Source organism: Bradyrhizobium sp. Pha-3 (assembly GCF_042258615.1).
Classification (GTDB): Bacteria; Pseudomonadota; Alphaproteobacteria; order Rhizobiales; family Xanthobacteraceae; genus Bradyrhizobium.
Window position 1 is genome coordinate 106,657 of record NZ_CP170152.1, and the last position, 22,622, is coordinate 129,278.

Below are 22,622 nucleotides of genomic sequence, written 5' to 3' on the forward strand. Positions count from 1 at the left end.
CAGGATCATCATGCGGCAACATAAAGGCAGGGCGAGGCGAACATGAGGCGGGTTGTCATCACGGGGATGGGGATTGTCTCGTCCATCGGTAACAACACCCAGGAAGTGCTTGCGAGCCTCTACGAGGCAAAGTCGGGCATTTCGCGCGCGGAGAAGGCCGCCGAGCTCGGCTTCCGTTCGCAGGTGCACGGTGCGCCGACGCTCAATCCCGCCGAGGTGATCGATCGCCGCGCGATGCGGTTCCTTGCCGAAGGTGCTGCATGGAATCACGTCGCCATGGAACAGGCGATCCGCGACTCCGGCCTCGAGGACAACGAAGTCTCCAACATCCGCACCGGCATCATCATGGGATCCGGCGGACCGTCGACGCGCACGCTGGTGGAGGCCGCCGACATCGCGCGCGCCAAGGGCCCGAAGCGCGTTGGTCCCTTCGCTGTGCCCAAGGGAATGTCCTCGACCGCATCGGCGACGCTCGCGACCTGGTTCAAGATCAAGGGCGTGAACTACTCGATCTCTTCAGCTTGCGCGACGTCGAACCATTGCATCGGCAATGCCTACGAGACGATCCAGATCGGCAAGCAGGACATCATCTTCGCCGGTGGCTGCGAGGAACTCGACTGGACGCTGTCGGTGCTGTTCGACGCCATGGGCGCCATGTCGTCCAAGTATAACGACACGCCGGCGACCGCCTCGCGTCCCTACGACGTCAGCCGCGACGGTTTCGTGATCGCGGGTGGTGCAGGTGTCGTGGTGCTCGAGGAACTCGAGCATGCCAAGGCGCGCGGCGCCCGAATCTACGGTGAGGTCGTCGGCTACGGCGCGACCTCCGACGGATACGACATGGTGGCGCCGTCGGGCGAGGGCGCCGAGCGCTGCATGCGTATGGCGATGTCGACGGTGGACACGCCGGTCGATTACATCAATCCGCACGCCACCTCGACGCCGGCCGGCGATCCGCCGGAGATCGAGGCGATCCGCAAGGTGTTCGGCACCGGCGACAAGTGTCCGCCGATCTCGGCGACCAAGGCGCTGACCGGCCACTCGCTCGGCGCCACCGGCGTGCAGGAAGCGATCTACTCGCTGCTGATGCTGAACAACGGCTTCATCTGCGAAAGCGCGCATATCACCGAGCTCGACCCGGTGTTCGCCGACATGCCGATCGTGCGCAAGCGCATCGACAACGCCAAACTCACGACCGTGCTGTCGAACTCGTTCGGCTTCGGCGGAACCAACGCCACGCTGGTATTCAGGCGGCTTGATGCCTGATTTCGCCTCTCCTCGCTTGCTGAGGGAGGTCCACAGGCAGCGAATGGGGATATTGCAACGATCCGGAATGGGGTGGGAATGATTATTGAACCGCGCGTGCGAGGCTTCATCTGCACGACGGCACATCCCGTCGGCTGCGCCACGAATGTCCGCGAACAGATCGCTTACGTTCTCAAGCAGGGCCCGGTCGCGGACTGCCCGAAACGCGTTGCCGTGCTCGGCTGCTCGACCGGTTACGGCCTCGCGAGCCGCATCGTGGCGACCTTCGCCGGCGGCGCCGACACGATCGGCGTCTCGCTGGAGCGCGAGCCTACGGAAAAGAGAAGCGCCAGCGCCGGCTGGTACAACAACCGCGCCTTCGAGATCGAGGCCGAGAAGATCGGACGCTCGCCGCTCACGCTGGAGGGCGATGCCTTCTCCGACGAACTGAAGGCAACCTTCATCGAACGCGTGCGCGAGAAGTTCGGACAGCTCGACATGCTGGTCTACAGCATGGCGGCGCCGGTCCGGACCGACCCGGACACCGGCAAGACCTATCGCTCGGTCATCAAGCCGCTCGGCGCCCCGGTCGAGATCAAGACGCTCGACACCGAGACTGGCGAGGTGTTCCAGACCACCCTTGAGCCTGCCAACGAGGAGCAGACCGCGGCCACGGTGGCGGTGATGGGCGGCGATGACTGGAAGCGCTGGATCGACCAGCTCGCCGATGCCGGCGTGCTGGCGCCGGGCTTCCGGACGCTCAACTACACCTATATCGGCAGCGAGCTGACCTGGCCGATCTACTGGAACGGCACGCTCGGCCGCGCCAAGGTCGATCTCGACAGCAAGGCGGAAGCGATCCGGGGCCGGCTCGGTGCGGACGCCGCCCGCGTCGTCGCGCTGAAGGCCGTGGTCACCCAGGCGAGCTCGGCGATTCCGGTGGTGCCGCTCTATGGCACGGTGCTGTTCAAGGTGATGAAGCAGCTCGGGCTCCATGAGGGCTGCATCGAGCAGATCGATCGCCTGTTCCGCACCCGCCTCGGCAAGGGCGTCGAACTCGACGATGCGCAGCGCATCCGGGTCGACGACTGGGAGCTTTCGCCCGACGTGCAGACGGAAGTCTCCCGGCGCTGGCCGCTGCTCACCACCGAGACGCTCGGCGAATTGGCGGATCTCGGCGAATACAAGAGCCAGTTCCTCCGCCTGTTCGGCTTCGGCATCGACGGCGTCGACTACACGCAGGACGTCGATCCTCGCGTCGTCCCGGGTTAGGTCCGTTCGAAAATTCGTTTCTTCGTAGCCCGGATGAAGCCAAGCGAAATCCGGGGCCTTCCTCCGCTGAGGGACTCCCCCGGATTGCGCGGAGCCTGTCATCGGGCGCGCGTTCGCGCGACCCGTTGGCTCCATCCGGGCTACATCGCGTCACCCCGTCGCGATCTTCTCTGCGCGCTGGAACGCGGGCCGCGCCACGCAGCGGTCGATATAGGCCTCGAATGACGGCCGCGGCGGCACCATCTTGAACACGCGCACCGCGAAGTTCAGTCCCGCGCCGATCGCGATGTCGGCAGCGGAGAACTGATCGCCGAGGATCCACGGCCCCTTCTGCAGCTCGGCGTCGAGCACATCGAACACCTGCGCCGCGCTTCCCCATGCCGCGGTGCTGGTCGGCACTTCGAGCTTGGTGAAGAGCTGGATCAGCGCCGGCTCGATGCAGCTCGGCGAGAAGAACAGCCATTGCAGATAGCGTGCGCGCTTCGGATCGTTCGTGGCCGGCGCGAGCTTCGTCTCCGGATAGCGGTCGGCGATATAGGCACAGATTGCCGCGGCTTCGGCGAGCCGGGCATCGCCGTCGGTCAACGCCGGCACCTTGCCCATCGGGTTGATCTTGAGGAATTCCGGTGATTTTTGCGCGCCGGTGCTGATGTCGGTCAGCACCCGCTCGTAGGCCAGGCCGGATTCTTCCAAGAGCCAGATGGCGGAGAACGAGCGCGAGCGCGGCGACCAGTACAGCTTGATCATGGTGCGGTCCCTTCTTTGGTGGACGAACAGCGCCCGTTACATCGCGCGTCTGCCGCGAATTGGCAACGCACGACGGATGGGGCAATCGCGTGACCTCAGGTCGAAAACGCTCTCTAAGCGACTTTCGCTCTCTTCCACCGATAGTGCTTCATCATGAACCCGGTGGCCGGATTGATCGCCTCCTTCTCGAACACAAATCCCTCGCGCTCGTACCAGCGCCAGGCTTTCTCGTTCTCGCGGACGCATTTCAGCCAGATCTCGTCGGGCATCTGCCGGCGCGTGAAGGCGAGCAGATGGCGTCCGAGGCTCCGGCCCTGATGGCTTGGCGCGACCATCAGCTGGTCGAGCAGCGAGGTCGGCCGATGCAGCGCCAGCATGGCGGCGATGGTGCCGCGATCGTCGGCAACGAACAGGCTCCAGCCGCCAGCGACCTCGCGTGGCAGGCGGGCACGCAGATCGCTCAACAGACGCTCGCTCGATTGCGAGAGCCCGGTCGAGACCCAGCTTTCCATCCAGATGCGCGCGATCTCGTCATACTCGTCGGGGCGGCCGGGGCGGATGGTCGGCAGCATCATCGTCGATTCCTTCGGCCGGCGGATGTCCGGACAAGAAAGTCCCACCAGCATCTCACGAGGCTTTCAAATCTAAGGCATGATGAGATTAGGTTAGGCTGGATCGGCATCGGAGGTTCACCTCTCCCTTGGGAGAGGTCGATTTGCGTAGCAAATCGGGTGAGGGGTTACGGCCTATCGAGAGAGCAAGAGCCCTCACCCGGATTGCTTCGCAATCCGACCTCTCCCCGTCGGGGAGAGGTGAACCGAAACCGCCGTGAGCCGATTCAACCAATCTCATCGCGCTTTAGCGCAGCCGTTTGCCGCCAGCGAGCCTTGCTCGGCGTCGCGCCTGGCGCGTTCAGGCATCGCATCAAACAAAAAGGGCGGCCTTTCGGCCGCCCTTCGTGGTTTCATTCCAAACAGGCTTACTCGCCGGCCGCTTCGCGCGGCGCCGGCGCGTCGGTCTTCTGCTTGGCCTCGAGGTCCTCGCCGGTCTCCTGATCGACCGCCTTCATCGACAGGCGGGTCTTGCCGCGATCGTCGAAGCCGAGCAGCTTGACCTTGACCTTGTCGCCTTCCTTGACGACGTCGGAGGTCTTCTGCACGCGGTTGGCCGCGAGCTGGCTGATGTGGACGAGGCCGTCCTTGGCGCCGAAGAAGTTCACGAACGCGCCGAACTCCATCACCTTGACGACGGTGCCCTCGTAGATCTGGCCGATCTCCGGATCGGAGGCGATCGACTTGATCCACTTGATCGCAGCCTTCATCGCCTCGCCGTCATTGGAGGCGACCTTCACGGTGCCGTCGTCTTCGATGTTGACCTTGGCGCCGGTCTTCTCGACGATCTCGCGGATCACCTTGCCGCCGGTGCCGATCACTTCGCGGATCTTGTCGGTGGCGATCTTGAAGGTCTCGATGCGCGGTGCGTATTCTCCGAGCTCGGCACGCGCAGCGGTCAGGGCCTTGGACATTTCACCCAGGATGTGGATGCGCCCTTCCTTGGCCTGGCCAAGCGCAACCTTCATGATCTCCTCGGTGATGCCCTCGATCTTGATGTCCATCTGGAGCGAGGTGATGCCCTGGTCGGTGCCGGCGACCTTGAAGTCCATGTCGCCGAGATGATCCTCGTCACCGAGGATGTCCGACAGCACCGCGAAGCGCTGACCTTCGAGGATCAGGCCCATCGCGATACCGGCAGTCGGCCGCTTCAGCGGCACGCCGGCGTCCATCAGCGACAGCGAGGCGCCGCAGACCGAGGCCATCGAGGACGAGCCGTTCGACTCGGTGATCTCGGAGACCACGCGGATCGTGTACGGGAACTCGTGATGCGGCGGCAGCACCGGGTGGATCGCGCGCCAGGCGAGCTTGCCGTGGCCGATCTCGCGGCGCTTGGTGCCGCCGAGGCGACCGGTTTCACCGACCGAGTAGGGCGGGAAGTTGTAGTGCAGCAGGAAAGTTTCCTTGTAGGTCCCCGACAGCGCGTCGATGTATTGCTCGTCCTCGCCGGTGCCGAGCGTGGTCACCACCATCGCCTGGGTCTCACCACGGGTGAACAGCGCCGAGCCGTGGGCGCGCGGCAGCACGCCGGCTTCGGCGATGATGTTGCGCACGGTCTTGGCGTCGCGGCCGTCGATACGCTTGCCGGTGTCGAGGATGTTCCAGCGAACGATCTTGGCTTCCAGTTCCTTGAACACGCCGGCGACGCGGAGCTTGTCGTATTTCGGCTCCTGGCCTTCCGGGAAGAAGTGCGCGAGCACCTTCTCCTTGACGGCGCCGACCGCGGCATAGCGTTCCTGCTTGACCGGGATCGCGTAGGCCTTGCGCAGATCCTGCTCGGCGATGCCGAGCATCTCCTTCTCGATCTCCGAATTGTCGATCGTGGTGACATCGCGCGGCTCCTTGGCGGCCTTCTCGGCGAGCTCGATGATCGCGTTGATGACCGGCTGGAAGTGGCGGTGGCCGAACATGACCGCGCCGAGCATCACGTCTTCGTTGAGCTCCTTGGCTTCCGATTCCACCATCAGCACGGCGTCGGCGGTGCCGGCGACGACCAGGTCGAGCTGGGTCTCGGTCATCTCGTCGAGCGTCGGGTTGAGGATGAACTCGTCATTGGCGAAGCCGACGCGCGCGGCGCCGATCGGGCCCTTGAACGGCGCGCCCGACAGCGTCAGGGCGGCGGAGGCGGCGACCAGCGACACGATGTCCGGATCGTTCTCCATGTCGTGCGACAGGACGGTGACGATCACCTGGGTCTCGTTGCGCCAGCCGTCGACGAACAGCGGACGGATCGGGCGGTCGATCAGGCGGGAGACCAGCGTCTCCTTCTCGGTCGGACGGCCTTCGCGCTTGAAATAGCCGCCGGGAATGCGGCCCGCGGCGTAGGTCTTCTCCTGGTAGTCGACGGTGAGCGGCAGGAAGTCGACGCCTTCGCGCGGCGACTTCGCCGCGACGACGGTGGCGAGCACCACGGTCTCGCCGTAGGTGGCCATCACGGCGCCGTCGGCCTGGCGGGCGATCTTGCCGGTTTCAAGTTTGAGGGGACGTCCACCCCAGTCGATCTCGACGGAATGCGAATTGAACATTTCGGTTTTCTTTCATGGTTTCACGAAAGCACGGCGCCCTGAAACACAAAGACCATGCCAAGACGGCGAGACACTGATGCGCTGCTGCGGTCAGCATCCGGCGATCCTGCCATGGTCCCTGGATTTCGGATGGCGTCCATCCTTTCGGTCATCTGGGCATCTTGCCCGGTCCAGCGGCCGGATTGCTGCTGGACGCTAGTGCATGGCGCGATGGCCATGCTGTTGCGCATGATCAACTTTCGACAATTCGAAAGCCCGATTTCACGGACGACCATACGAAAACGCGCGCGAACCTCGCGCGCGTGCTTCTCAAATCAACGACGGATGTTGTGCTTCTCGAGCAGCGCCTTGTAGCGCGCCTCGTCCTTGCGCTTGATGTAGTCAAGCAGGGAACGACGCGTCGACACGAGCTTCAGGAGGCCGCGGCGTGAATGGTTGTCCTTCACATGGCTCTTGAAGTGCTCGGTGAGGTTATTGATGCGTTCCGACAGGATCGCGACCTGAACCTCGGGCGAGCCGGTGTCGCCGGCCTTGTTGGCATTCGTCTTGATGACTTCCGCTTTGCGTTCGGCGGTAATCGACATCGTCAGTTACTTTCATTGTTGCGAGCCGGACTGGCAGTCAGTCCGTTCAGGTTGAACACGCGCTTGGGGATGAGTTCGCCATTGCCAATCTCGGCAAGCGCGAGAAGCCGGCCTGCCACCGTGACATAGACTGTGCCGCTGGTATTGGGCGCATCCCGTCCGCGCAACAAAACGGCCTGGCCCCGGTGGAGCCTTGCCGCATCAGCCCGTGTGACGGCCAGTGCCGGGATGTCGTCCAGCGCGGTCTCAACGGGCAAAAGCGCGTCGGCGAGGCTGCCCTCGCCAGACGCGGCTCTATTGCATAAAGCCTCCAACTGTTCCAGCGGAATCATGTCCCGCTCGGTAAACGGACCGACCAGGGTCCGCCGCAGGGCGCAGATATGGCCGAAACAGCCCAGAATCCGGCCCATATCGCGGGCCAAGGCTCGGACATAGGTTCCCTTGCCGCACTCGGCCTCGAACACGGACTGTCCGTTATCTCCATGTTCTACGAGGGTTAATTCGTGAATCTCGACCGGGCGGGGCTTCAGTTCCACGGTCTCGCCGTCGCGCGCCAGATCATAGGCCCGCTCGCCCTGCACCTTGATGGCCGAATATTGCGGCGGGATCTGCTCGATCACCCCGGTGAAACGCGGCAGCAGCTGGCGGATCGAATCGGCGGTCGGCCGGCTCTCGCTGGTCCTGACCGGCCGTCCCTCGGTGTCGTCGGTGTCGCGTTCCTCGCCCCAGCTGACCGTGAAGCGGTAGCGCTTGCGGCCGTCCATCACGAACGGCACCGTCTTGGTGGCCTCGCCCAGTGCGATCGGCAGGCCGCCGGAGGCGAGCGGATCGAGCGTGCCGGCATGGCCGGCGCGCTTGGCCTGGAACAGGCGCTTGAGCACGGCGACGGCCTGCGTCGAGGTCATCCCGATCGGCTTGTCGAGCACCACCCAGCCATGGACGTCGCGCTTGTCGCGGCGCGGCTGCTGGTTCTGCTTGCCGTGCTTCTGGCGCGGGTCGTTGTTGGTGCGGCGCGCATCGTCGGTGCGCGGCCCGGCAAAGGCATCCCGCTCAGCGTCGCGCGCGTCGGCATCCTTCGCGTCGATCACGCCGTTGGTCGTCATCACAGTCATCACTCGTCGTCCGAATCGGGTGCAAGGTCTCGCTGCACCGCAGGTGTCCGCAGTAGTTTCTCGATGCGCTCCGCCTCGTCGAAACGCTCATCGACGCGGAAGCGAATGTCGGGTGCAAATTTCAGGTTGACGCGATGCGCGATCTCGCCGCGAAGGAACTTCTTGTTGCGCTCGAGTGCTGATATCACCGCGTCGGTGTCGCGGCCGCCGAGCGGCATCACGTAGACCGTGGCGAGCTTCAGGTCCGGCGACATACGCACCTCGGGAACGGTGATGATGTGGCCTTCCAGATCGGGATCGTGGACCTCACCCTGCGACAGAATCTCGGCAACTGCATGGCGAACCGTTTCGCCGACGCGCAGCTGACGTTGCGATCCGCCGGGGCTGGAACTCTTCTTTTGACGGGGCATGACCTTCTTCCAAAACCGTAGCGCCCGCCGGCCTTGGCCGCGGGCATCAATGTCCTAGCTTTGCTTTCAATCGGACGATGCGCCGGTGGCCGGACTAAAGTCCGGCCACGTCGTCGCATTTTCAGTCAAATGGACCCAACGCTTAGTAAGATCTGCGCTTAGTAAGATTTGGACTTACAGAGAGCGCTGGATCGTCTCGATGCGGTAACATTCGATCACGTCGCCGACGCGCATGTCGCCGTAGTTCTCGAATGCCATACCGCACTCCTGGCCGGCGACCACTTCCTTCACTTCATCCTTGAAGCGCTTCAGCGTCGACAGCTTGCCTTCGTGCACCACGACGTTGTCGCGGATCAGGCGAACATTGGCGCCGCGTTCCACGGTGCCGTCGGTGACGCGGCAACCCGCGACCTTGCCGACCTTGGAAATGTTGAACACTTCCAGGATCTGCGCGTTGCCCAGCATGGTTTCGCGCAGCGTGGGCGCGAGCAGGCCGGACATCGCCTTTTTGATGTCATCCACGAGGTCGTAGATGATGTTGTAGTAGCGGATCTCGATGCCGTTGCGCTTGGCCGCGGCCGCCGCTTCCTTGTTGGCGCGGACCGAGAAGCCGATGATCGCGGCGTTGAAGCCTTCCGCCAGCGTGACGTCGGACTCCGAGATGCCGCCGACGCCGGCATGCAGGATGCGGGCGGCGACTTCGTCGGTGCCGAGCTTCTCGAGCGAGCCCAGGATCGCTTCCAGCGAACCCTGCACGTCGGCCTTGACGATCAGCGGGAACTCCTTGCGGCCCGCGGTCTTGAGCTGCGACATCATCTGCTCGAGCGAGCCGCGCATGCCGGAGATCGAGGCAGCCGCGTTCTCGCGCTTCTGGTGCGCGCGGTAGCTCGTGACCTGGCGGGCGCGGGCTTCGTTCTCGACGACGGCGAGACGGTCGCCGGCTTCCGGCGGGCCGTTGAAGCCGAGCACCTCGACCGGCACGGACGGGCCGGCCTCGTCGAGATTCTCGCCCTGGTCGGAGATCAAGGCGCGCACGCGGCCCATCTCGGCGCCGGCCACGATGATGTCGCCGATCCGCAGCGTGCCGCGCTGTACCAGCACGGTCGCGACCGGACCGCGGCCACGATCGAGCTTGGCTTCGATCACGGTGCCTTCCGCCGGACGCTGCGAATTGGTCTTCAGGTCGAGGATTTCGGCCTGCAGCGCGATCATCTCGAGCAGCCGGTCGAGATTGGTCTTGTTCTTGGCCGAGACCTCGACGTCGACGACATCGCCGCCGAGCGATTCGACCTGCACCTCGTACTGCAGCAATTCGGTGCGCACGCGCTCCGGCCGTGCATCGGGCTTGTCGATCTTGTTGATCGCCACGATCATCGGCACCTTGGCCGCCTTGGCGTGGTTGATCGCCTCGATCGTCTGCGGCATCACGCCGTCGTCGGCCGCGACCACCAGCACGACGATGTCGGTGACCTTGGCGCCGCGGGCGCGCATCGCGGTGAACGCGGCGTGGCCGGGCGTATCGATGAAGGTGATCTTCTTGCCGCTTTCCGGCGAAGTCACCTGATAGGCACCGATGTGCTGGGTGATGCCGCCGGCTTCGCCCGACACCACGTTGGCGTGCCGGAGCGCGTCGAGCAGCGAGGTCTTGCCGTGGTCGACGTGGCCCATGACGGTGACCACTGGCGAACGCGGCTCGGTGTCGGTGGAATCGTCGACAACGTCGAACAGGCCTTCCTCAACGTCGGACGCGGCGACGCGTTTGACGCTGTGGCCGAGTTCTTCGGCGATCAGTTGCGCGGTGTCGGCATCGATCACGTCGGTGATCTTGTGCATCGCGCCCTGCTTCATCAGCATGCGGATGACGTCGACTGCGCGCTCCGCCATGCGGTTCGCGAGTTCCTGGATCGTGATCGCTTCCGGGATGACGACTTCGCGGATCAGCTTTTCCTTTGGCTCGTTCGCGGCGTGACCCTTCAGGCGCTGGGTACGGCGGCGGAACGAGGCGATCGAGCGCTCGCGGACGTCGTCGGCGTTGAGCGCGGTGACGACCGTGAGGCGTCCGCGCTGCTTCTGCGGGCCGGGCTTCTGGGTGGTCTTCGGGGCCGCGACGGGACGCACGGCGCCGCCGGGGCGGCGCACCAGGCGCGGACCTTCGTCTTCGTCCGCCTCTGCGGCAACCCCCGGAGGCCTCGGCGCGGTGGCCGGCGTGCGCGCAGGTGTCGTGGTCGTCGTGCGGGCTGCCGGCGCCCGGGCTGCCGGAGCAGCAGATGCGGGAGCGGCTGCGGCCGGCCTGGCCGGTGCGGCGGCGGCTGGCGCGCCGGGCTTGGCCTCGCCCTCGCCAAAGCGGCGCTTGGCCTCGACCTCGGCCTTGCGCTTGGCCTCTTCCTCGTGGCGGTGGCGCTCCTCTTCCGCCTTGCGGCGGGCCTCGGCGGCCTCGCGCTCGACCTTCTCGGCGGCCTCGCGGACGGCGCGGCGCTTGGCTTCCTCTTCGGCCTGGCGGCGCTCCTCGATGTCGCGCTGACGGGCGTCGGCAAGCGCGCTGGCACGCGCGGAACGCTCGTCTTCGGTCAAGGTCGGCAGCACCACGCCGGAGCGGGTGTTACGCTGTTGCTGGCCGGGAGGCGGGCCCGAGGGGCGGCCCTGCGGCGGTCTGGGGGCAGGCGCCGCAGGCTTTGCAACCACGGGTTCCGGCGCATGCGCCTCGCCGGGACCATCGCCACCGGCGCGACGCTTGCCGCGCTTCTCGACCACGACCTGCTTGGTCCGGCCGTGGCTGAAGCTCTGGCGCACGGTGCCCGTCTCGACGCGCGGCTTCAGCGACAACGTCTTGCTCGGGACACTCAGAGTCTTGTCGCCAGGGGTCTTGGTATCAACCATTCAGCAGTCCTAATCTCGTTTCGCTGTGCGTATGCCGCACAAATCCTTCAACTGTCGTCGTTTGCTGAGCATGATCCGGTCGGAAAGACGGCATCCGCCTTCCTGGATCAGGCTCTGGAATTTCTGGCCGCTTCGGCGGTCTTGTCGTCGTCGGCCATCCGGTATCGGACCAGCAACTGGCAGCGCGACAGGAACGTCTTGCTCGCCGGGCCCGCGAGCAGCGCAGCATGTATCACATTTGACCGCCCAAGTGCCAAATCCAATTCTTCCGACGTCAAAACATTGACGACGGCAATTACTGGCGATTCACCACGTTTTTCGCCCCTTTGCCTGACGATCGCGTCCAATTTACGGATTCCGTCCGCTGCGCCGTCCGAAGCGTGGATCAGGGCTGCAGTTTCGTTCCGGTTGAGTGCGTCCTCGACCTTGCCGAAGCCCGCGACCACCTGACCGGCCTTGGCAGCCATCGCCAGGGCCTCGGTGACGCTGCGGATCAGGAGGGCGTCGGTGTCGGCGGGAAGGGTCGGCGCGACGCGGACATCGCGCTTGAATCCCTTGCTAAATTGGTGACGACGGACCGCTTCCGCAACGCTGCGCCGCGATGCGGAAACCCACATTCCGCGGCCGGGCAGCTTGCGCTTGAGATCCGGGATCACCTCGCCCGTGGGCGCGACGACGAACCGGATCAGCTCGTCGATCGGATGCACCTCGCGGCTGACCGCGCACATCCGCGTGGTCGCGGACTTCTGCGTCCGCGGCCCATCGTCGAGATCGGGGTCAGCCTGAGCGAGCATCCGTGGGGCATCTCCTTACGACGCCGTTTCTGCTTCGGCGGCCTCGGCCTCCTCAGCAGGCTTGGCAAGGTCGGCCTCGGTGATCCAGCCGGCCTTCAGACGGGCCTGCATGATCATGGCCTCGGCCTCGTCGCGCGAGACCTCGATGCCATCGAGGAACCCGGCATGCTTGGTCGGCTCGCCGCCTTCCTTGCGCTCGGTCCAGCCGACCAGATCGTCGGTGGCGCAGCCGGCCAGATCCTCGACGGTCTTCACGTCGTTCTCGCCGAGCTTCACCAGCATCTTGCCGGTGATGCCGGGCACGTCCTTCATGGCGTCCTCGACGCCGAGTTCCTTGCGCTTGGCCTCGAGTTCAGCCTCGAGCTGCTCAAGATATTCGCGGGCGCGGGTCTGCAGCTCGGTGGCGGTCTCCTCGTCGAAACCCTCGATGCCGGCGAGTTCCTTGACGTCGACCAGCGCGAGTTCCTCGACCGAGGTGAAGCCTTCGGAGGCGAGCAGCTGGCCGACCACCTCGTCGACATTGAGCGCTTCCATGAACACGCGGGTCGAGTTCTCGAAGTCGGCCTGGCGGCGCTCCGACTCTTCCTGCTCGGTCAGGATGTCGATGTCCCAGCCGGTCAGCTGCGAGGCGAGGCGGACGTTCTGGCCGCGGCGGCCGATCGCCAGCGACAGCTGGTTGTTGGTGTCGGGAACCACGACCTCGATGCGCTCGCGGTCCTCGTCGATCACGACCTTGGCGACTTCAGCCGGCGCCAGCGCGTTGACGACGAAGGTCGCGATATCCGGCGACCACGGAATGATGTCGATCTTCTCGCCCTGCAGCTCGTTCACCACGGCCTGCACGCGCGAGCCGCGCATGCCGACGCAGGCGCCGACCGGGTCGACCGAGGAATCACGCGAGATCACGCCGATCTTGGCGCGCGAGCCCGGATCGCGGGCGACCGCCTTGATCTCGACGATGCCGTCATAGATTTCCGGCACTTCCTGCGCGAACAGCTTCGCCATGAACTGCGGATGGGTGCGCGACAGGAAGATCTGCGGACCGCGGGTCTCGCGGCGGACGTCGAAGATATAGGCGCGGACGCGGTCGCCGTTGCGGAACACTTCGCGCGGCAGCATCTCGTCGCGGCGCACGATCGCCTCGCCGCGGCCGAGGTCGACGATCACGCTGCCATATTCGACGCGCTTGACGATGCCGTTGACGATGTCGCCGATGCGGTCCTTGAATTCCTGGTACTGCCGGTCGCGCTCGGCCTCGCGCACCTTCTGCACGATCACCTGCTTGGCGGACTGCGCGGCGATGCGGCCATATTCCAGCGGCGGCAGCGTGTCGGCGATGGTGTCGCCGACCTGGGCGCCCGGATTGGCGCGCTGCGCATCATGCAGCGAAATCTGGTTGGACGAGTTCTCGACGACATCGACCACCAGCATGTGGCGGGTCAGCCGCAGCTCGCCCTTCTTGGCGTCGATCTCGGCATGGACGTCGGTCTCGCTGCCGTAGCGGGCGCGCGCCGCCTTGGCGATGGCGTCTTCCATCGCCGCGATCACGATGGAGCGGTCGATCGACTTTTCGCGCGCAACTGCGTCTGCGATCTGCAGCAGTTCGAGTTTGTTGGCGCTGACTGCCATGGCTTAGTCTCCTTCGAATGGATCGATCTCGCCACGGCGCGCGCGTTCGGCGGCCAGGCGGTGCTTTTTGGTGTTGGTCGGAGCCGGCTTGATGCCGGGCTTCTGAGCAGGCTTGGGTTTCGGCTTCTGGCTCTTCGCAGGATCGCTCTTCTTCGCGTGAGCCGGCTGCGGCGGCGCGAGGCCGAGCTCGCGGCGCAGCTCGCGCTCGGCGGCCTTGCCGCGGCGCATCGATTCTTCGATCAGCTCGTCGGTCAGCACCAGCCGTGCGTCCGAAATGTCCTCCATCACCAGGAGAACCTCGGCGTCCTCCGTCGGGCGCGGATCGTCGCGCTTGATGCGCACCGCGTTGCCTTCGACGCCGGCGAGCAGGCCGCGGAACCGCTTGCGGCCCTGATGCGCCACCGCCATCTCGATCTTCACCAGATGCCCGGTGTAGCGCTCGAAGTCGGAGCGGCGCACCAGCGGCCGGTCAATGCCGGGCGAGGAGATTTCCAGCCGGTAGGCGCGCTCGATCGGGTCGGCGACATCGAGCACCGGCGACAGCGCCCGCGAGATCGCCTCGCAATCCTCGAGCTGCATCGAGCCGTCGGGACGCTCCGCCATGATCTGCACGGTGCAGCCGGCGTCGCCCGAGACCTTGATGCGCACCAGGCGATAGCCCATGCCCTGCAGCACCGGGACTGCGACCGCGGCGACGCGCGCCGCGACCCCGGGCTCGACGACGAGCCGCGGCTCGGCGAGCAGTTCGGTGTCCACGGGCGTGGCGGTCGGATCGGTCATATCCAGTGTCAAAGGCTGTCTAAGGGCTATGGGTTGTCTGAGGTCTGTTGTGTTGTTCAGGTGGCCTTAAGGGGCCGCTAACGCTACCTAAACTGGACCCGGCCTCGCTGGGTCCCGTCAGGTAATAAAAAAGAGCGGGTCCCGGGGGGCCCACTCTCCTACGCGATCGTATGAGATACCATAAGTTGCGGTGGATATAGCCCTTTTGCCCAGGTCCGGCAAGGCCTCCCGGCCCGGCGGAGGGCGATTTTGGGGGCTCCGGGGTGCAGGTTTGACCTAACCCTCCGTTTACGAACGGGGCCATAGATTGCCGAAAATCGGCAGAAGTCGCCGATTGGACAAGGCTCATGACGACAGCCCCCGCGCTGATCCCGGAACTCGACGACATCGTTCGCCGCGGCGACCCCAAGCGCCGCGCCGAGGCCGCGCGGCGGCTCGGCGAGCTGTTCCTGCAGGGTGCCGCGAGCTTTCGCCCCGACCATATCGACCTGTTCGACGGGGTGCTGACCAGTCTGGTCCCGCATGCCGAGTTGGCTGCGCGGATCGATCTCGCCGAACGGCTCGCGCCGCTCGCCAACGCGCCGCGGCATCTGGTCGGGCAACTCGCCCGCGAGGACGAGGTCGCGATCGCGGGGCCGGTGCTGCGCCGGTCGCCGGTGATCGACGAAAAGGTGCTGGTCGAGATCGCCAATGCCAAGGGCCAGGGCCATCTGCTGGCGATGGCCGAGCGGTCGAAGCTCTCGACCGCGCTGACCGATGTCATCGTCCGTCGCGGCGATCGCGATGTGATCCGATGCGCCGCCGGCAATGCGGGCGCGGCGTTCTCGGACGCGTCCTTCACGACGCTGGTGCGGCGCGCCGGTCAGGATGGCGTGCTGACGCTGCGGATCGGCCGCCGTGACGATCTTCCGCCCGTGCATCTGAAGAGCCTGCTGGCCGGTTCGATCGACGTGATCCGCCGCCGGTTGCAGGTCGTCGCCAAGCCGGAACGGCAGGCCGAGATCAAGCTGGCGATGAACGAGATCGAAGGCGTCGTCGCGCAGGTCGAGGGCCGCGACTTCGCAGCCGCGCAGCGCGCGATCCTGGCATTGCATCGCGCCGGCGAATTGAACGAGGCCGCGGTGGCAGGCTTCGCCAAGGCCTTCAAATATGAGGAATGCGTGGCGGCGCTCGCGGCGATGACCGGCGTGAAGATCGTCACGCTCGATCGCCTGATCTCCGGCGATCGCTACGATCCGATCCTGATCGCCAGCAAGACGGTCGGGTTCGAATGGCCGACCGTGCGCGCCCTGATCCTGATGCGGCTCGGGCCGAACCGCGTGCCGTCGCCGGCCGATATCGAAGGCGCGCGCGTGAATTTCGTCCGCCTGATGCCGTCGACCGCGCAGCGTGTCGTGGATTTCTGGAAGTCGCGCTAGCCAACACCAACAAGCTCTCGATTCCGTCATCCTGAGGAGCGCCGCAGGCGCGTCTCGAAGGATGCACGGCCACAGTCGGGCCGTCGACCCTTCGAGACGCGCGCGCGAGCGCGCTCCTCAGGGTGACGGGACTATCAAATACCTCCCAATTTCAAATTGACCCGCTATGCTTTCCACAAGGCGCGACATAGCGCCAACGGGGAGATCGCCATGCTGACGGACGCCGACATCCAATCGCACGCCGAGCGGATCCGCGACGACGGGTATACCGTGATCGCGCACGCCGCCTCGCCGGAATTGGTCGAGGGGTTGAAGGACGCCGTGCAAAGAATCGAGAGCGAACACAATCTCGCACCTGCCAGGACGTCGTTCGAGGGTTTCAAGACGCTGCGCATCAACAACCTCCTGACCTATGACGATCTGTTCTGGGAGGTGCCGCTGCATGAGAACGTGCTACCGGTGGTCGAGCGCGTGCTGGACAAGGAATGCCTGCTGTCGTCGTTCTGCTCGCTGGTGCTTGGCCCCGGCCAGGAGGCGCAGCCGATCCACGAAGATACCCAGTTGATCCCGCTGCCGCGACCGCATATCCCGATCACGATCAATGCGATCTGGGCGCTGTCCGATTTCCGCGACGACAACGGCGCGACGCGGATCATTCCGCGCAGCCACAAATTGGATTCGTCGCCGGAATACGGCAAGGACTATGACGCGGTCACCGCGACCATGCCGGCGGGCAGCGTCATGCTGTTCGACAGCGCGCTGTGGCATGGCGGCGGCGCCAACACCAGCGACGCCAGGCGCTTTGCCTTTTCCTGCGCCTATTGCTGGGGCTGGATGCGCCAGCAGGAGAATCTGCAGCTCGGAATTCCACGCGAGACCGCAGCCCGCTTTCCGCGCCGCTTGCAGGAATTGTGCGGCTACAGCGTCTACAAGGGCCAGTTCGGCCACATCGACAATCACGATCCGATCGAGCTGCTCGGTCGCGAACGCGGCAAGCGCATGGTCTGGGAGGCCACCGACGTCAGGAAGGCGCGGATGGCCAATCAGTAGCCGCGTCATGCCCGGGCTCGTCCCGGGCATCCACGTCTTTGACGTCGCGTGGAAAGAAAGACGTGGATGGCCGGGCCAAGCCCGGCCATGACAAGATGTTAGAGTCTTCGAAATCGCAGATACGCCGCCTTGCGCCCTTCGCGCTCGGCCTTGGCGCCGTAGCGCGTCATGGTGTAGTTCGGCCACGGCTGCTGCCAGTCGATCGCGCGCTCGGCGAGCCAGGCGAAGTCGGGCGAGCGCATCAGATGCGCGAGCGTCCAGGCGCAGTAATCGTCGATGTCACTGACGAAGCGGAATTCACCGCCCGGCGGCAGCAGCCGGGTCATCGCCGCGACCGTTGCATCCTGCACGAAGCGCCGCTTCCAGTGTCTTCGCTTCGGCCAGGGATCGGGATGAATCAGGTCGATGCGCGTCAGCGAGCGCGCTGGCGCCCAGGCCAGCAGCTCCGCGGCGTCGCCGGCGAACAGGCGGATGTTGCCGATATTCAACGCCTCGATCTGGGTCAGGATCTTGGCCATGCCGTTGACATAGGGCTCGCAGCCGATGAAGCCGGTCGCCGGAAATGCCTGTGCTTCCGCGATCAGATGCTCGCCGCCGCCGAAGCCGATCTCGAGCCTGACATCCGCGATGCCGTCATCGAACAGTTCGGTCAGCGCCTCGGGCGCGGGCGCCGAGATGTCGAGCGAAAGATGCGGCAGCAGATTGTCGATCAGGTCGGCCTGGTGCGCGCGCAGTTTGTGGCCCTTGCGTCGCCCGAAGAACGAGCCGCGCGAATGCGCCATCGCGCCATCGTCGGACGAATCGCGATCGCCGCTGTCGTTCGGAGCAGGTGTCATCGCAGCGTCTGATAGAGACGGTAGAGCAACCGCGCGCGCGGCTCGATCGACGAGATGTAGAGCTGCTCGTAATGGGTATGCGCGCCCTTGCCGTCGACACCGAGGCCGTCGAGGGTTGCGGTAAGCGGTGCGGTGAAATTGCCGTCGGAGCCGCCGCCGGTGAACACATCGATCAGCTCGAAGCCGAGTTCGCCTGCGAGCTCTCGGGCGTGTTCGTAGAGCGCGGCGCCGGCATTGCTCTTCTCATAGGGCGGACGGTTCAATTCGCCGGTCACCTTCACGGTGACGCCCTCGGTGCGAGAGGTGATTCCGAGGATCTTCGGCACCAGCTCGTCGGCGTCGGCCATGGTCGGCACGCGCATGTCGACTTCGGCATAGGCCTCTTCGGCGATCACGTTCGGCTTGGTGCCGCCGCGGACCACGCCGACATTGACGGTGACGCCGCGCTTGAGATCGTTCATCGCCTCCAGCGCCAGGATCACATGACCGAGCTCCCGGATCGCGCTGCGGCCATCCTCGGGGCGCGTGCCGGCATGTGCCGGTGCGCCCTTGATATGCACGTCGAAGCGCGCGACGCCCTTGCGGCCGGTGACGATCTTGCCGCCGTCGCGCGCCGGCTCGGTCACCAGCACGTATTTGGCCTTGCGGCCCTCGGCCTCGATCAGCGCCCGCGAGGTCGGGCTGCCGATCTCCTCGTCCGAGACGTAGAGCTGGGTGATGCCGAGCGGCGGGCGCGCGTCAGCGGCGCAGACCTGCCGGAATGCGTGATAGGCGAGATAGGCGCCGCCCTTCATGTCGTAGATGCCCGGGCCGAACGCGCTGTCGCCTTCGATCTTGAATGGTAACCGTTCGATGAATCCCATCGGATGAACTGTGTCGAGATGGCTCAACACCAGGATGCCCGGCGCGTCCTGCCCCCAGGACGAGCGCGTCACAAGGTGATCGCCGCAGCCGTCGCGTCCCGCAACGCGGTCGACGGTGGCCGGCAGGTCGCGATATTCCGACGCGACGAGATCAGCCAGCTTGTTGACCTGATCCGGCCGCTCCGTCGGAGATTCGATCTCGACCCAGCGGCGAATGCCGTCGAGAATAGCAGCGGTTTCGAACGGATTGCTGGACATGCTGTTGTCGTCGCCTGTGAATTTGCTTTGTCATTCAGCGCACGCGCCGAAACGAGATCCGGAAAAACGTGACGCGGTTTTCCGGAAAGATCATGCTCTATCAAGGAGCTAAAGCGCGACCACGGTTCGGTCGGAACTCGTCACGCCTTAACGCATGCCGGAATGACATATTCCAGATTTGACGATCTCTCAAACGGATATGGCCGGATCAGACCTGCTCGGCCGCCTCACGCGCCGCGATCTGCTCGACCAGTTCGACGATGCTGCGGCGGAGCTTGGCGTCCGCGATCCGCGTGAACGCGCGGGTCAGGGCCAGGCCTTCGGCGGTTGCCAGAAAATCGGACACATAGGCCGGCGAGGAGCCCTCGCTGAACCCGTCGGCGGTCTTGACGCCGCTCGGGCCGCCGTCGAACAGGAAGGAGACCGGCACCTGCAGGATTTCGGAGATCTGCTGCAGCCGGCTGGCGCCGACGCGGTTGGTGCCCTTCTCGTATTTCTGCACCTGCTGGAACGTCAGGCCTAACGCCTCGCCCAGTTTTTCCTGGCTCATGCCGAGCATGATGCGTCGCATTCGGACGCGGCTGCCGACATATTTGTCAACAGGATTGGGCGCTTTGGTGGACATTCCAACTCTCCTAAGGGATTGCGCGCCCGGGGGGTGAGGCAAGTTGGACGTGGAGTATGCCTCAGGCGCCGGTGCCGTCAAATCCTGCAAGGAGGATCGGGACGAAATGCGGACAATTTGCGCAAAGGGGCTGACTTGGCTTGTGATTTCGCGTGGAGCCGTACAATGCGAAGTGCACGGTCGATCTGTCAACAGGTGGAATCACGCTGAGGTAAATTTCGACACTTTTTCGGGTTCGTGTGACTATCGGCGATAGGCACCATCAGGCCTTTCGCCTGACAAAACGCCTCCGCAATACGATTGCGAGGGCAACTAACACAATCACCGCGGCGGGGATGTTGCCGGCACGCGCATAGATCGTCGGCGGGATGGCCGCCGGCAGGCCGGCATCGAGCACGCCTTCGATGCCGAGCCCGAGCTGGGCGACGATCCGCCCGAGCGGGTCGATGATGGCCGAGATGCCCGTATTCGCGGCGCGCACCATCGGCAGGCCTTCCTCGATCGAGCGCAGCCGGGCCTGCTGCAGATGCTGATAGGGGCCGGTCGAGATTCCGAACCAGCCATCATTGGTGACGTTGATGATCCAGCCGGGACGGTCGTCGCGGCTCACGACGTTGCCGGGGAAGATCGCCTCGTAGCAGATCAAGGGCAGCGCGCGCGGTGCATTCGGAATATCGAGCGTGCGGCGGATCGTGCCGGGAATGAAGCCGCCCTGCACCTTGGTGAGCTGCACGAAGCCGAGCTTCTCCATCCAGTCCTGGAACGGCAGATACTCACCGAACGGGACAAGGTGAAGCTTGTCGTAGACCGCAAGCACGCTGCCGTCGTGGTCGATGACGTAGATCGAATTATATGCACGCGTGACGCGGACGCCGGGCGGCAGATCGGGCGCGCGCACCGAGCCTGTGATCAGCACGGTTCCCTTCGGCAGCAGGTCGGCGATCTGCGCCATCGCGTCGGCTTCCTTGGTCAGGAAGAACGGAAACGCGGATTCCGGCCAGATCAGGATGGTGGAATCGCTCACACCGGTCGAATGCGGCCCGGAGGCACGATCCGACAGAGTGAGATATTTCTGCATCACCGCCGCCTTGGCGGAGTAGTTGAATTTGGCGTCCTGCTGCAGATCGGGCTGCATGATGCGCAGCTTGACGCCGCTGACCATGCTGGTCGGCTGTTGCGAGAGGCGCACCGCGCCGAACGCCAGCATCGCGGCGAGAACCAGCACTGCGGCCACCGGGGCGCGCCACGGCTTGCGGCCGCGCGAGCCGCCGTCGATCAGCACGGCCGGGCTTGCGAAGATCGCGACGGCCAGGAACGTCATGCCCCACAGCCCGATCAGCGATGCGGTCTGGGCCAGCGCCAGGGGTTCGGTCAGCGCGTAGCCGAATGCATTCCACGGAAAGCCGCTGAGGAGATGGCCGCGCAGCCATTCCGAAATCGTCAAGCTAACCGCCAGCGCCAGCACGCGCGAAGCGTCGCGCGGCCAGATCAGCCGTGCCAGTGCGAAGCCGAAGGCGGTGAACAGAGCGAGATAGGCGGGCAGGCCGAGCACCGCGAACGGCGTCAGCCAGGCGAAGGTGTCTGCATCGACGAAGAAGGCGTAACCGATCCAGTACAGTCCCGGCACGAAATAGCCGAGGCCGAACCAGAAACCGGACAGCGCTGCGGCGGGTACGCCGCGCCAGCGCCCCGCCGCGCTGCCGTCGATCAGCCAGACCGCCATCGAAAAGGTCAAAAATAGCACCGGCCAGGCGTTGAACGGCGCCATCGCCAGCGAGGACAATGCGCCCGCCGCGAGCGCGAGCACGACGCGCTTCCATCCCCAGGTCAGGATGACGGCGAGACCGATCGATCGGAGCTTGTCGGAGAGCCTCACTGCGGACCGGCTCCCTCGCCGGGCGGCGGCAGGTTGTCATTCGCCTGCGGGTTGCCGGAGTCCGGTGCCTGCTCGCGGCGCCGCTCGCGCTCCTTGCGCGGCGCCGGCCGTTCCTTGCGCGTCGTGATCCGCACGCGCTTGACCCGCCGCGGATCGGCGTCGAGCACCTCGACCTCGTAATTGCCGGGTCCCGAGATCACCTCGCCGCGGACCGGCAGGCGGCCGACGAACGACACGAGATAGCCGCCCAGCGTCTCGACCTCCTCGCCGGCCTCGCCGGTGACGAAGTCCTCGCCGATCACCGAACGGACATCGTCGAGGCTGGCGCGCGCGTCGGCGATAAAGGAATTGTCCGGCTGGCGGACAATGGACGGCGGCTCGTCGGAATCGTGCTCGTCGTCGATCTCGCCGACGATCTGCTCGACGATGTCCTCGATCGACACCAGCCCGTCGGTGCCGCCATATTCGTCGACCACCAGTGCGAGATGGATGCGCGAGGCCTGCATCTGCGCCAGCAGGTCGATCGCGCGCATCGACGGCGGAATATAGAGCAGCTTGCGGATGATATGAGCGTCGGCCAGCGGCAGCGCGAGATCGACGCTGCGCAGATCGAGCCCGGCCGGGAACGGCTTCTTGCGCTTCGTCTTGGTCGCGTCAGTGACCCGCGCCTTCGCGGTCATGAAGGCGAGCAGGTCGCGGATGTGCACCATGCCCTCGGGGTCGTCGAGGGTTTCGTTGTAGACGACGAGGCGCGAATGCGCCGCGCTCTCGAACAGGCTCATCAATTCGCCGAGCGGGATGTCACGCTTGACCGCGACGATGTCGGCGCGATGGATCATGACGTCGGCGATCCGCCGCTCGTTCAGCGACAGGATGTTGCGCAGCATGGTGCGCTCGATCGCCGAGAAGCCGACATCGTCGGGCGTCGAGGCGTCGAGCACCACCTGCAAATCGTCGCGCACCGAGCCGGCCTTCCAGCCGAACAGCGTGCGGATCGCGCGCACCAGCCAGCCTTCGGCCGCCGGGCGCTGCACCTCGCCTTCATGCACGACGGCTGGCAGGTTGCTCACGTTGCGCGGATTGTCATGGGTCGGGTCGGAATCCGGCATG

At 65.3% G+C, this 22,622-nt stretch carries 19 protein-coding genes; 4 read left to right on the forward strand and 15 right to left on the reverse strand.

Annotated features, from left to right (window positions below):
• Positions 1–42: 42 nt before the first annotated feature.
• Positions 43–1,266, forward strand: a complete 1,224-nt coding sequence (fabB, locus tag ACE10Z_RS00495; RefSeq protein ID WP_375786199.1) for a beta-ketoacyl-ACP synthase I — start codon at positions 43–45, stop codon at positions 1,264–1,266.
• A gap of 78 nt (positions 1,267–1,344) precedes the next feature.
• The gene (fabV, locus tag ACE10Z_RS00500) at positions 1,345–2,517 is read left to right on the forward strand and encodes an enoyl-ACP reductase FabV (RefSeq protein WP_375786200.1); all 1,173 of its coding nucleotides are present in this window, start codon (positions 1,345–1,347) and stop codon (positions 2,515–2,517) included.
• 150 nt (positions 2,518–2,667) lie between these two features.
• Here the strand turns inward: fabV and ACE10Z_RS00505 are convergent, their stop codons facing one another.
• From ACE10Z_RS00505 to rimP, 10 genes are all read right to left on the reverse strand, one after another.
• On the reverse strand, positions 2,668–3,264 hold the full coding sequence (locus tag ACE10Z_RS00505; RefSeq protein WP_375786201.1) for a glutathione S-transferase family protein: 597 nt from the start codon (positions 3,262–3,264) through the stop codon (positions 2,668–2,670).
• 113 nt (positions 3,265–3,377) lie between these two features.
• Entirely contained in the window at positions 3,378–3,839 is a 462-nt protein-coding gene (locus tag ACE10Z_RS00510) for a GNAT family N-acetyltransferase (RefSeq protein ID WP_375790070.1), read from the reverse strand.
• A gap of 404 nt (positions 3,840–4,243) precedes the next feature.
• Positions 4,244–6,400: a polyribonucleotide nucleotidyltransferase gene (gene pnp / locus ACE10Z_RS00515; RefSeq protein ID WP_375786202.1), complete on the reverse strand. Its 2,157-nt coding sequence runs from the start codon at positions 6,398–6,400 to the stop codon at positions 4,244–4,246.
• A 314-nt stretch (positions 6,401–6,714) separates the two neighbouring features.
• A complete protein-coding gene (rpsO, locus tag ACE10Z_RS00520; RefSeq protein WP_016844725.1) occupies positions 6,715–6,984 on the reverse strand; it encodes a 30S ribosomal protein S15 in 270 nt (89 codons plus the stop codon).
• A 2-nt stretch (positions 6,985–6,986) separates the two neighbouring features.
• Positions 6,987–8,096, reverse strand: a complete 1,110-nt coding sequence (truB, locus tag ACE10Z_RS00525) for a tRNA pseudouridine(55) synthase TruB (RefSeq protein WP_375786203.1) — start codon at positions 8,094–8,096, stop codon at positions 6,987–6,989.
• On the reverse strand, positions 8,096–8,506 hold the full coding sequence (gene rbfA, locus ACE10Z_RS00530; protein ID WP_342725348.1) for a 30S ribosome-binding factor RbfA: 411 nt from the start codon (positions 8,504–8,506) through the stop codon (positions 8,096–8,098). Before rbfA ends, truB begins: the two co-directional genes overlap by 1 nt.
• A 174-nt stretch (positions 8,507–8,680) precedes the next feature.
• Positions 8,681–11,383, reverse strand: a complete 2,703-nt coding sequence (infB, locus tag ACE10Z_RS00535) for a translation initiation factor IF-2 (RefSeq protein ID WP_375786204.1) — start codon at positions 11,381–11,383, stop codon at positions 8,681–8,683.
• A 107-nt stretch (positions 11,384–11,490) separates the two neighbouring features.
• A complete protein-coding gene (locus ACE10Z_RS00540; protein ID WP_375786205.1) occupies positions 11,491–12,177 on the reverse strand; it encodes an RNA-binding protein in 687 nt (228 codons plus the stop codon).
• A 15-nt stretch (positions 12,178–12,192) separates the two neighbouring features.
• Entirely contained in the window at positions 12,193–13,806 is a 1,614-nt protein-coding gene (nusA, locus tag ACE10Z_RS00545) for a transcription termination factor NusA (RefSeq protein WP_229196788.1), read from the reverse strand.
• Between the two features lie 3 nt (positions 13,807–13,809).
• Positions 13,810–14,586 carry a ribosome maturation factor RimP gene (rimP, locus tag ACE10Z_RS00550; protein WP_375786206.1) on the reverse strand — a complete coding sequence of 259 codons (777 nt, stop codon included), beginning with the start codon at positions 14,584–14,586 and terminating at the stop codon, positions 13,810–13,812.
• A 347-nt stretch (positions 14,587–14,933) separates the two neighbouring features.
• Here rimP and ACE10Z_RS00555 point away from each other — a divergent pair, with 347 nt between their 5' ends.
• Positions 14,934–16,004: a DUF2336 domain-containing protein gene (locus ACE10Z_RS00555; RefSeq protein ID WP_375786207.1), complete on the forward strand. Its 1,071-nt coding sequence runs from the start codon at positions 14,934–14,936 to the stop codon at positions 16,002–16,004.
• A gap of 210 nt (positions 16,005–16,214) precedes the next feature.
• The gene (locus ACE10Z_RS00560) at positions 16,215–17,054 is read left to right on the forward strand and encodes a phytanoyl-CoA dioxygenase family protein (protein ID WP_375786208.1); all 840 of its coding nucleotides are present in this window, start codon (positions 16,215–16,217) and stop codon (positions 17,052–17,054) included.
• A gap of 98 nt (positions 17,055–17,152) precedes the next feature.
• Here ACE10Z_RS00560 and ACE10Z_RS00565 read toward each other — a convergent pair whose 3' ends face one another.
• The 5 genes from ACE10Z_RS00565 to ACE10Z_RS00585 all read right to left on the reverse strand — a co-directional run bounded on the left by ACE10Z_RS00565 (position 17,153) and on the right by ACE10Z_RS00585 (position 22,621).
• Positions 17,153–17,890, reverse strand: a complete 738-nt coding sequence (locus ACE10Z_RS00565) for a tRNA (guanine(46)-N(7))-methyltransferase TrmB (RefSeq protein WP_375786209.1) — start codon at positions 17,888–17,890, stop codon at positions 17,153–17,155.
• Positions 17,887–19,011: a M20 family metallopeptidase gene (locus tag ACE10Z_RS00570; protein WP_375786210.1), complete on the reverse strand. Its 1,125-nt coding sequence runs from the start codon at positions 19,009–19,011 to the stop codon at positions 17,887–17,889. The genes ACE10Z_RS00565 and ACE10Z_RS00570 overlap by 4 nt, the downstream gene beginning before the upstream one ends.
• Positions 19,012–19,219: 208 nt before the next feature.
• On the reverse strand, positions 19,220–19,636 hold the full coding sequence (locus tag ACE10Z_RS00575) for a helix-turn-helix domain-containing protein (RefSeq protein WP_021082652.1): 417 nt from the start codon (positions 19,634–19,636) through the stop codon (positions 19,220–19,222).
• Positions 19,637–19,898: 262 nt separating this feature from the next.
• On the reverse strand, positions 19,899–21,512 hold the full coding sequence (lnt, locus tag ACE10Z_RS00580; protein WP_375786211.1) for an apolipoprotein N-acyltransferase: 1,614 nt from the start codon (positions 21,510–21,512) through the stop codon (positions 19,899–19,901).
• Complete coding sequence (locus ACE10Z_RS00585) at positions 21,509–22,621, reverse strand: hemolysin family protein (protein WP_375786212.1); 1,113 nt, start codon at positions 22,619–22,621, stop codon at positions 21,509–21,511. The genes lnt and ACE10Z_RS00585 overlap by 4 nt, the downstream gene beginning before the upstream one ends.
• Between the last annotated feature and the right edge of the window lies 1 nt (position 22,622).

Excerpts from the sequence above, each read along its gene's own strand:
- fabB (WP_375786199.1), top strand. The coding sequence starts at position 43 with ATGAGGCGGGTTGTCATCACGGGGATGGGGATTGTCTCGTCCATCGGT.
- fabV (WP_375786200.1), top strand. The coding sequence starts at position 1,345 with ATGATTATTGAACCGCGCGTGCGAGGCTTCATCTGCACGACGGCACAT.
- ACE10Z_RS00505 (WP_375786201.1), bottom strand. The coding sequence starts at position 3,264 with ATGATCAAGCTGTACTGGTCGCCGCGCTCGCGCTCGTTCTCCGCCATC.
- ACE10Z_RS00510 (WP_375790070.1), bottom strand. The coding sequence starts at position 3,839 with ATGATGCTGCCGACCATCCGCCCCGGCCGCCCCGACGAGTATGACGAG.
- pnp (WP_375786202.1), bottom strand. The coding sequence starts at position 6,400 with ATGTTCAATTCGCATTCCGTCGAGATCGACTGGGGTGGACGTCCCCTC.
- rpsO (WP_016844725.1), bottom strand. The coding sequence starts at position 6,984 with ATGTCGATTACCGCCGAACGCAAAGCGGAAGTCATCAAGACGAATGCC.
- truB (WP_375786203.1), bottom strand. The coding sequence starts at position 8,096 with ATGACTGTGATGACGACCAACGGCGTGATCGACGCGAAGGATGCCGAC.
- rbfA (WP_342725348.1), bottom strand. The coding sequence starts at position 8,506 with ATGCCCCGTCAAAAGAAGAGTTCCAGCCCCGGCGGATCGCAACGTCAG.
- infB (WP_375786204.1), bottom strand. The coding sequence starts at position 11,383 with ATGGTTGATACCAAGACCCCTGGCGACAAGACTCTGAGTGTCCCGAGC.
- ACE10Z_RS00540 (WP_375786205.1), bottom strand. The coding sequence starts at position 12,177 with ATGCTCGCTCAGGCTGACCCCGATCTCGACGATGGGCCGCGGACGCAG.
- nusA (WP_229196788.1), bottom strand. The coding sequence starts at position 13,806 with ATGGCAGTCAGCGCCAACAAACTCGAACTGCTGCAGATCGCAGACGCA.
- rimP (WP_375786206.1), bottom strand. The coding sequence starts at position 14,586 with ATGACCGATCCGACCGCCACGCCCGTGGACACCGAACTGCTCGCCGAG.
- ACE10Z_RS00555 (WP_375786207.1), top strand. The coding sequence starts at position 14,934 with ATGACGACAGCCCCCGCGCTGATCCCGGAACTCGACGACATCGTTCGC.
- ACE10Z_RS00560 (WP_375786208.1), top strand. The coding sequence starts at position 16,215 with ATGCTGACGGACGCCGACATCCAATCGCACGCCGAGCGGATCCGCGAC.
- ACE10Z_RS00565 (WP_375786209.1), bottom strand. The coding sequence starts at position 17,890 with ATGACACCTGCTCCGAACGACAGCGGCGATCGCGATTCGTCCGACGAT.
- ACE10Z_RS00570 (WP_375786210.1), bottom strand. The coding sequence starts at position 19,011 with ATGTCCAGCAATCCGTTCGAAACCGCTGCTATTCTCGACGGCATTCGC.
- ACE10Z_RS00575 (WP_021082652.1), bottom strand. The coding sequence starts at position 19,636 with ATGTCCACCAAAGCGCCCAATCCTGTTGACAAATATGTCGGCAGCCGC.
- ACE10Z_RS00585 (WP_375786212.1), bottom strand. The coding sequence starts at position 22,621 with ATGCCGGATTCCGACCCGACCCATGACAATCCGCGCAACGTGAGCAAC.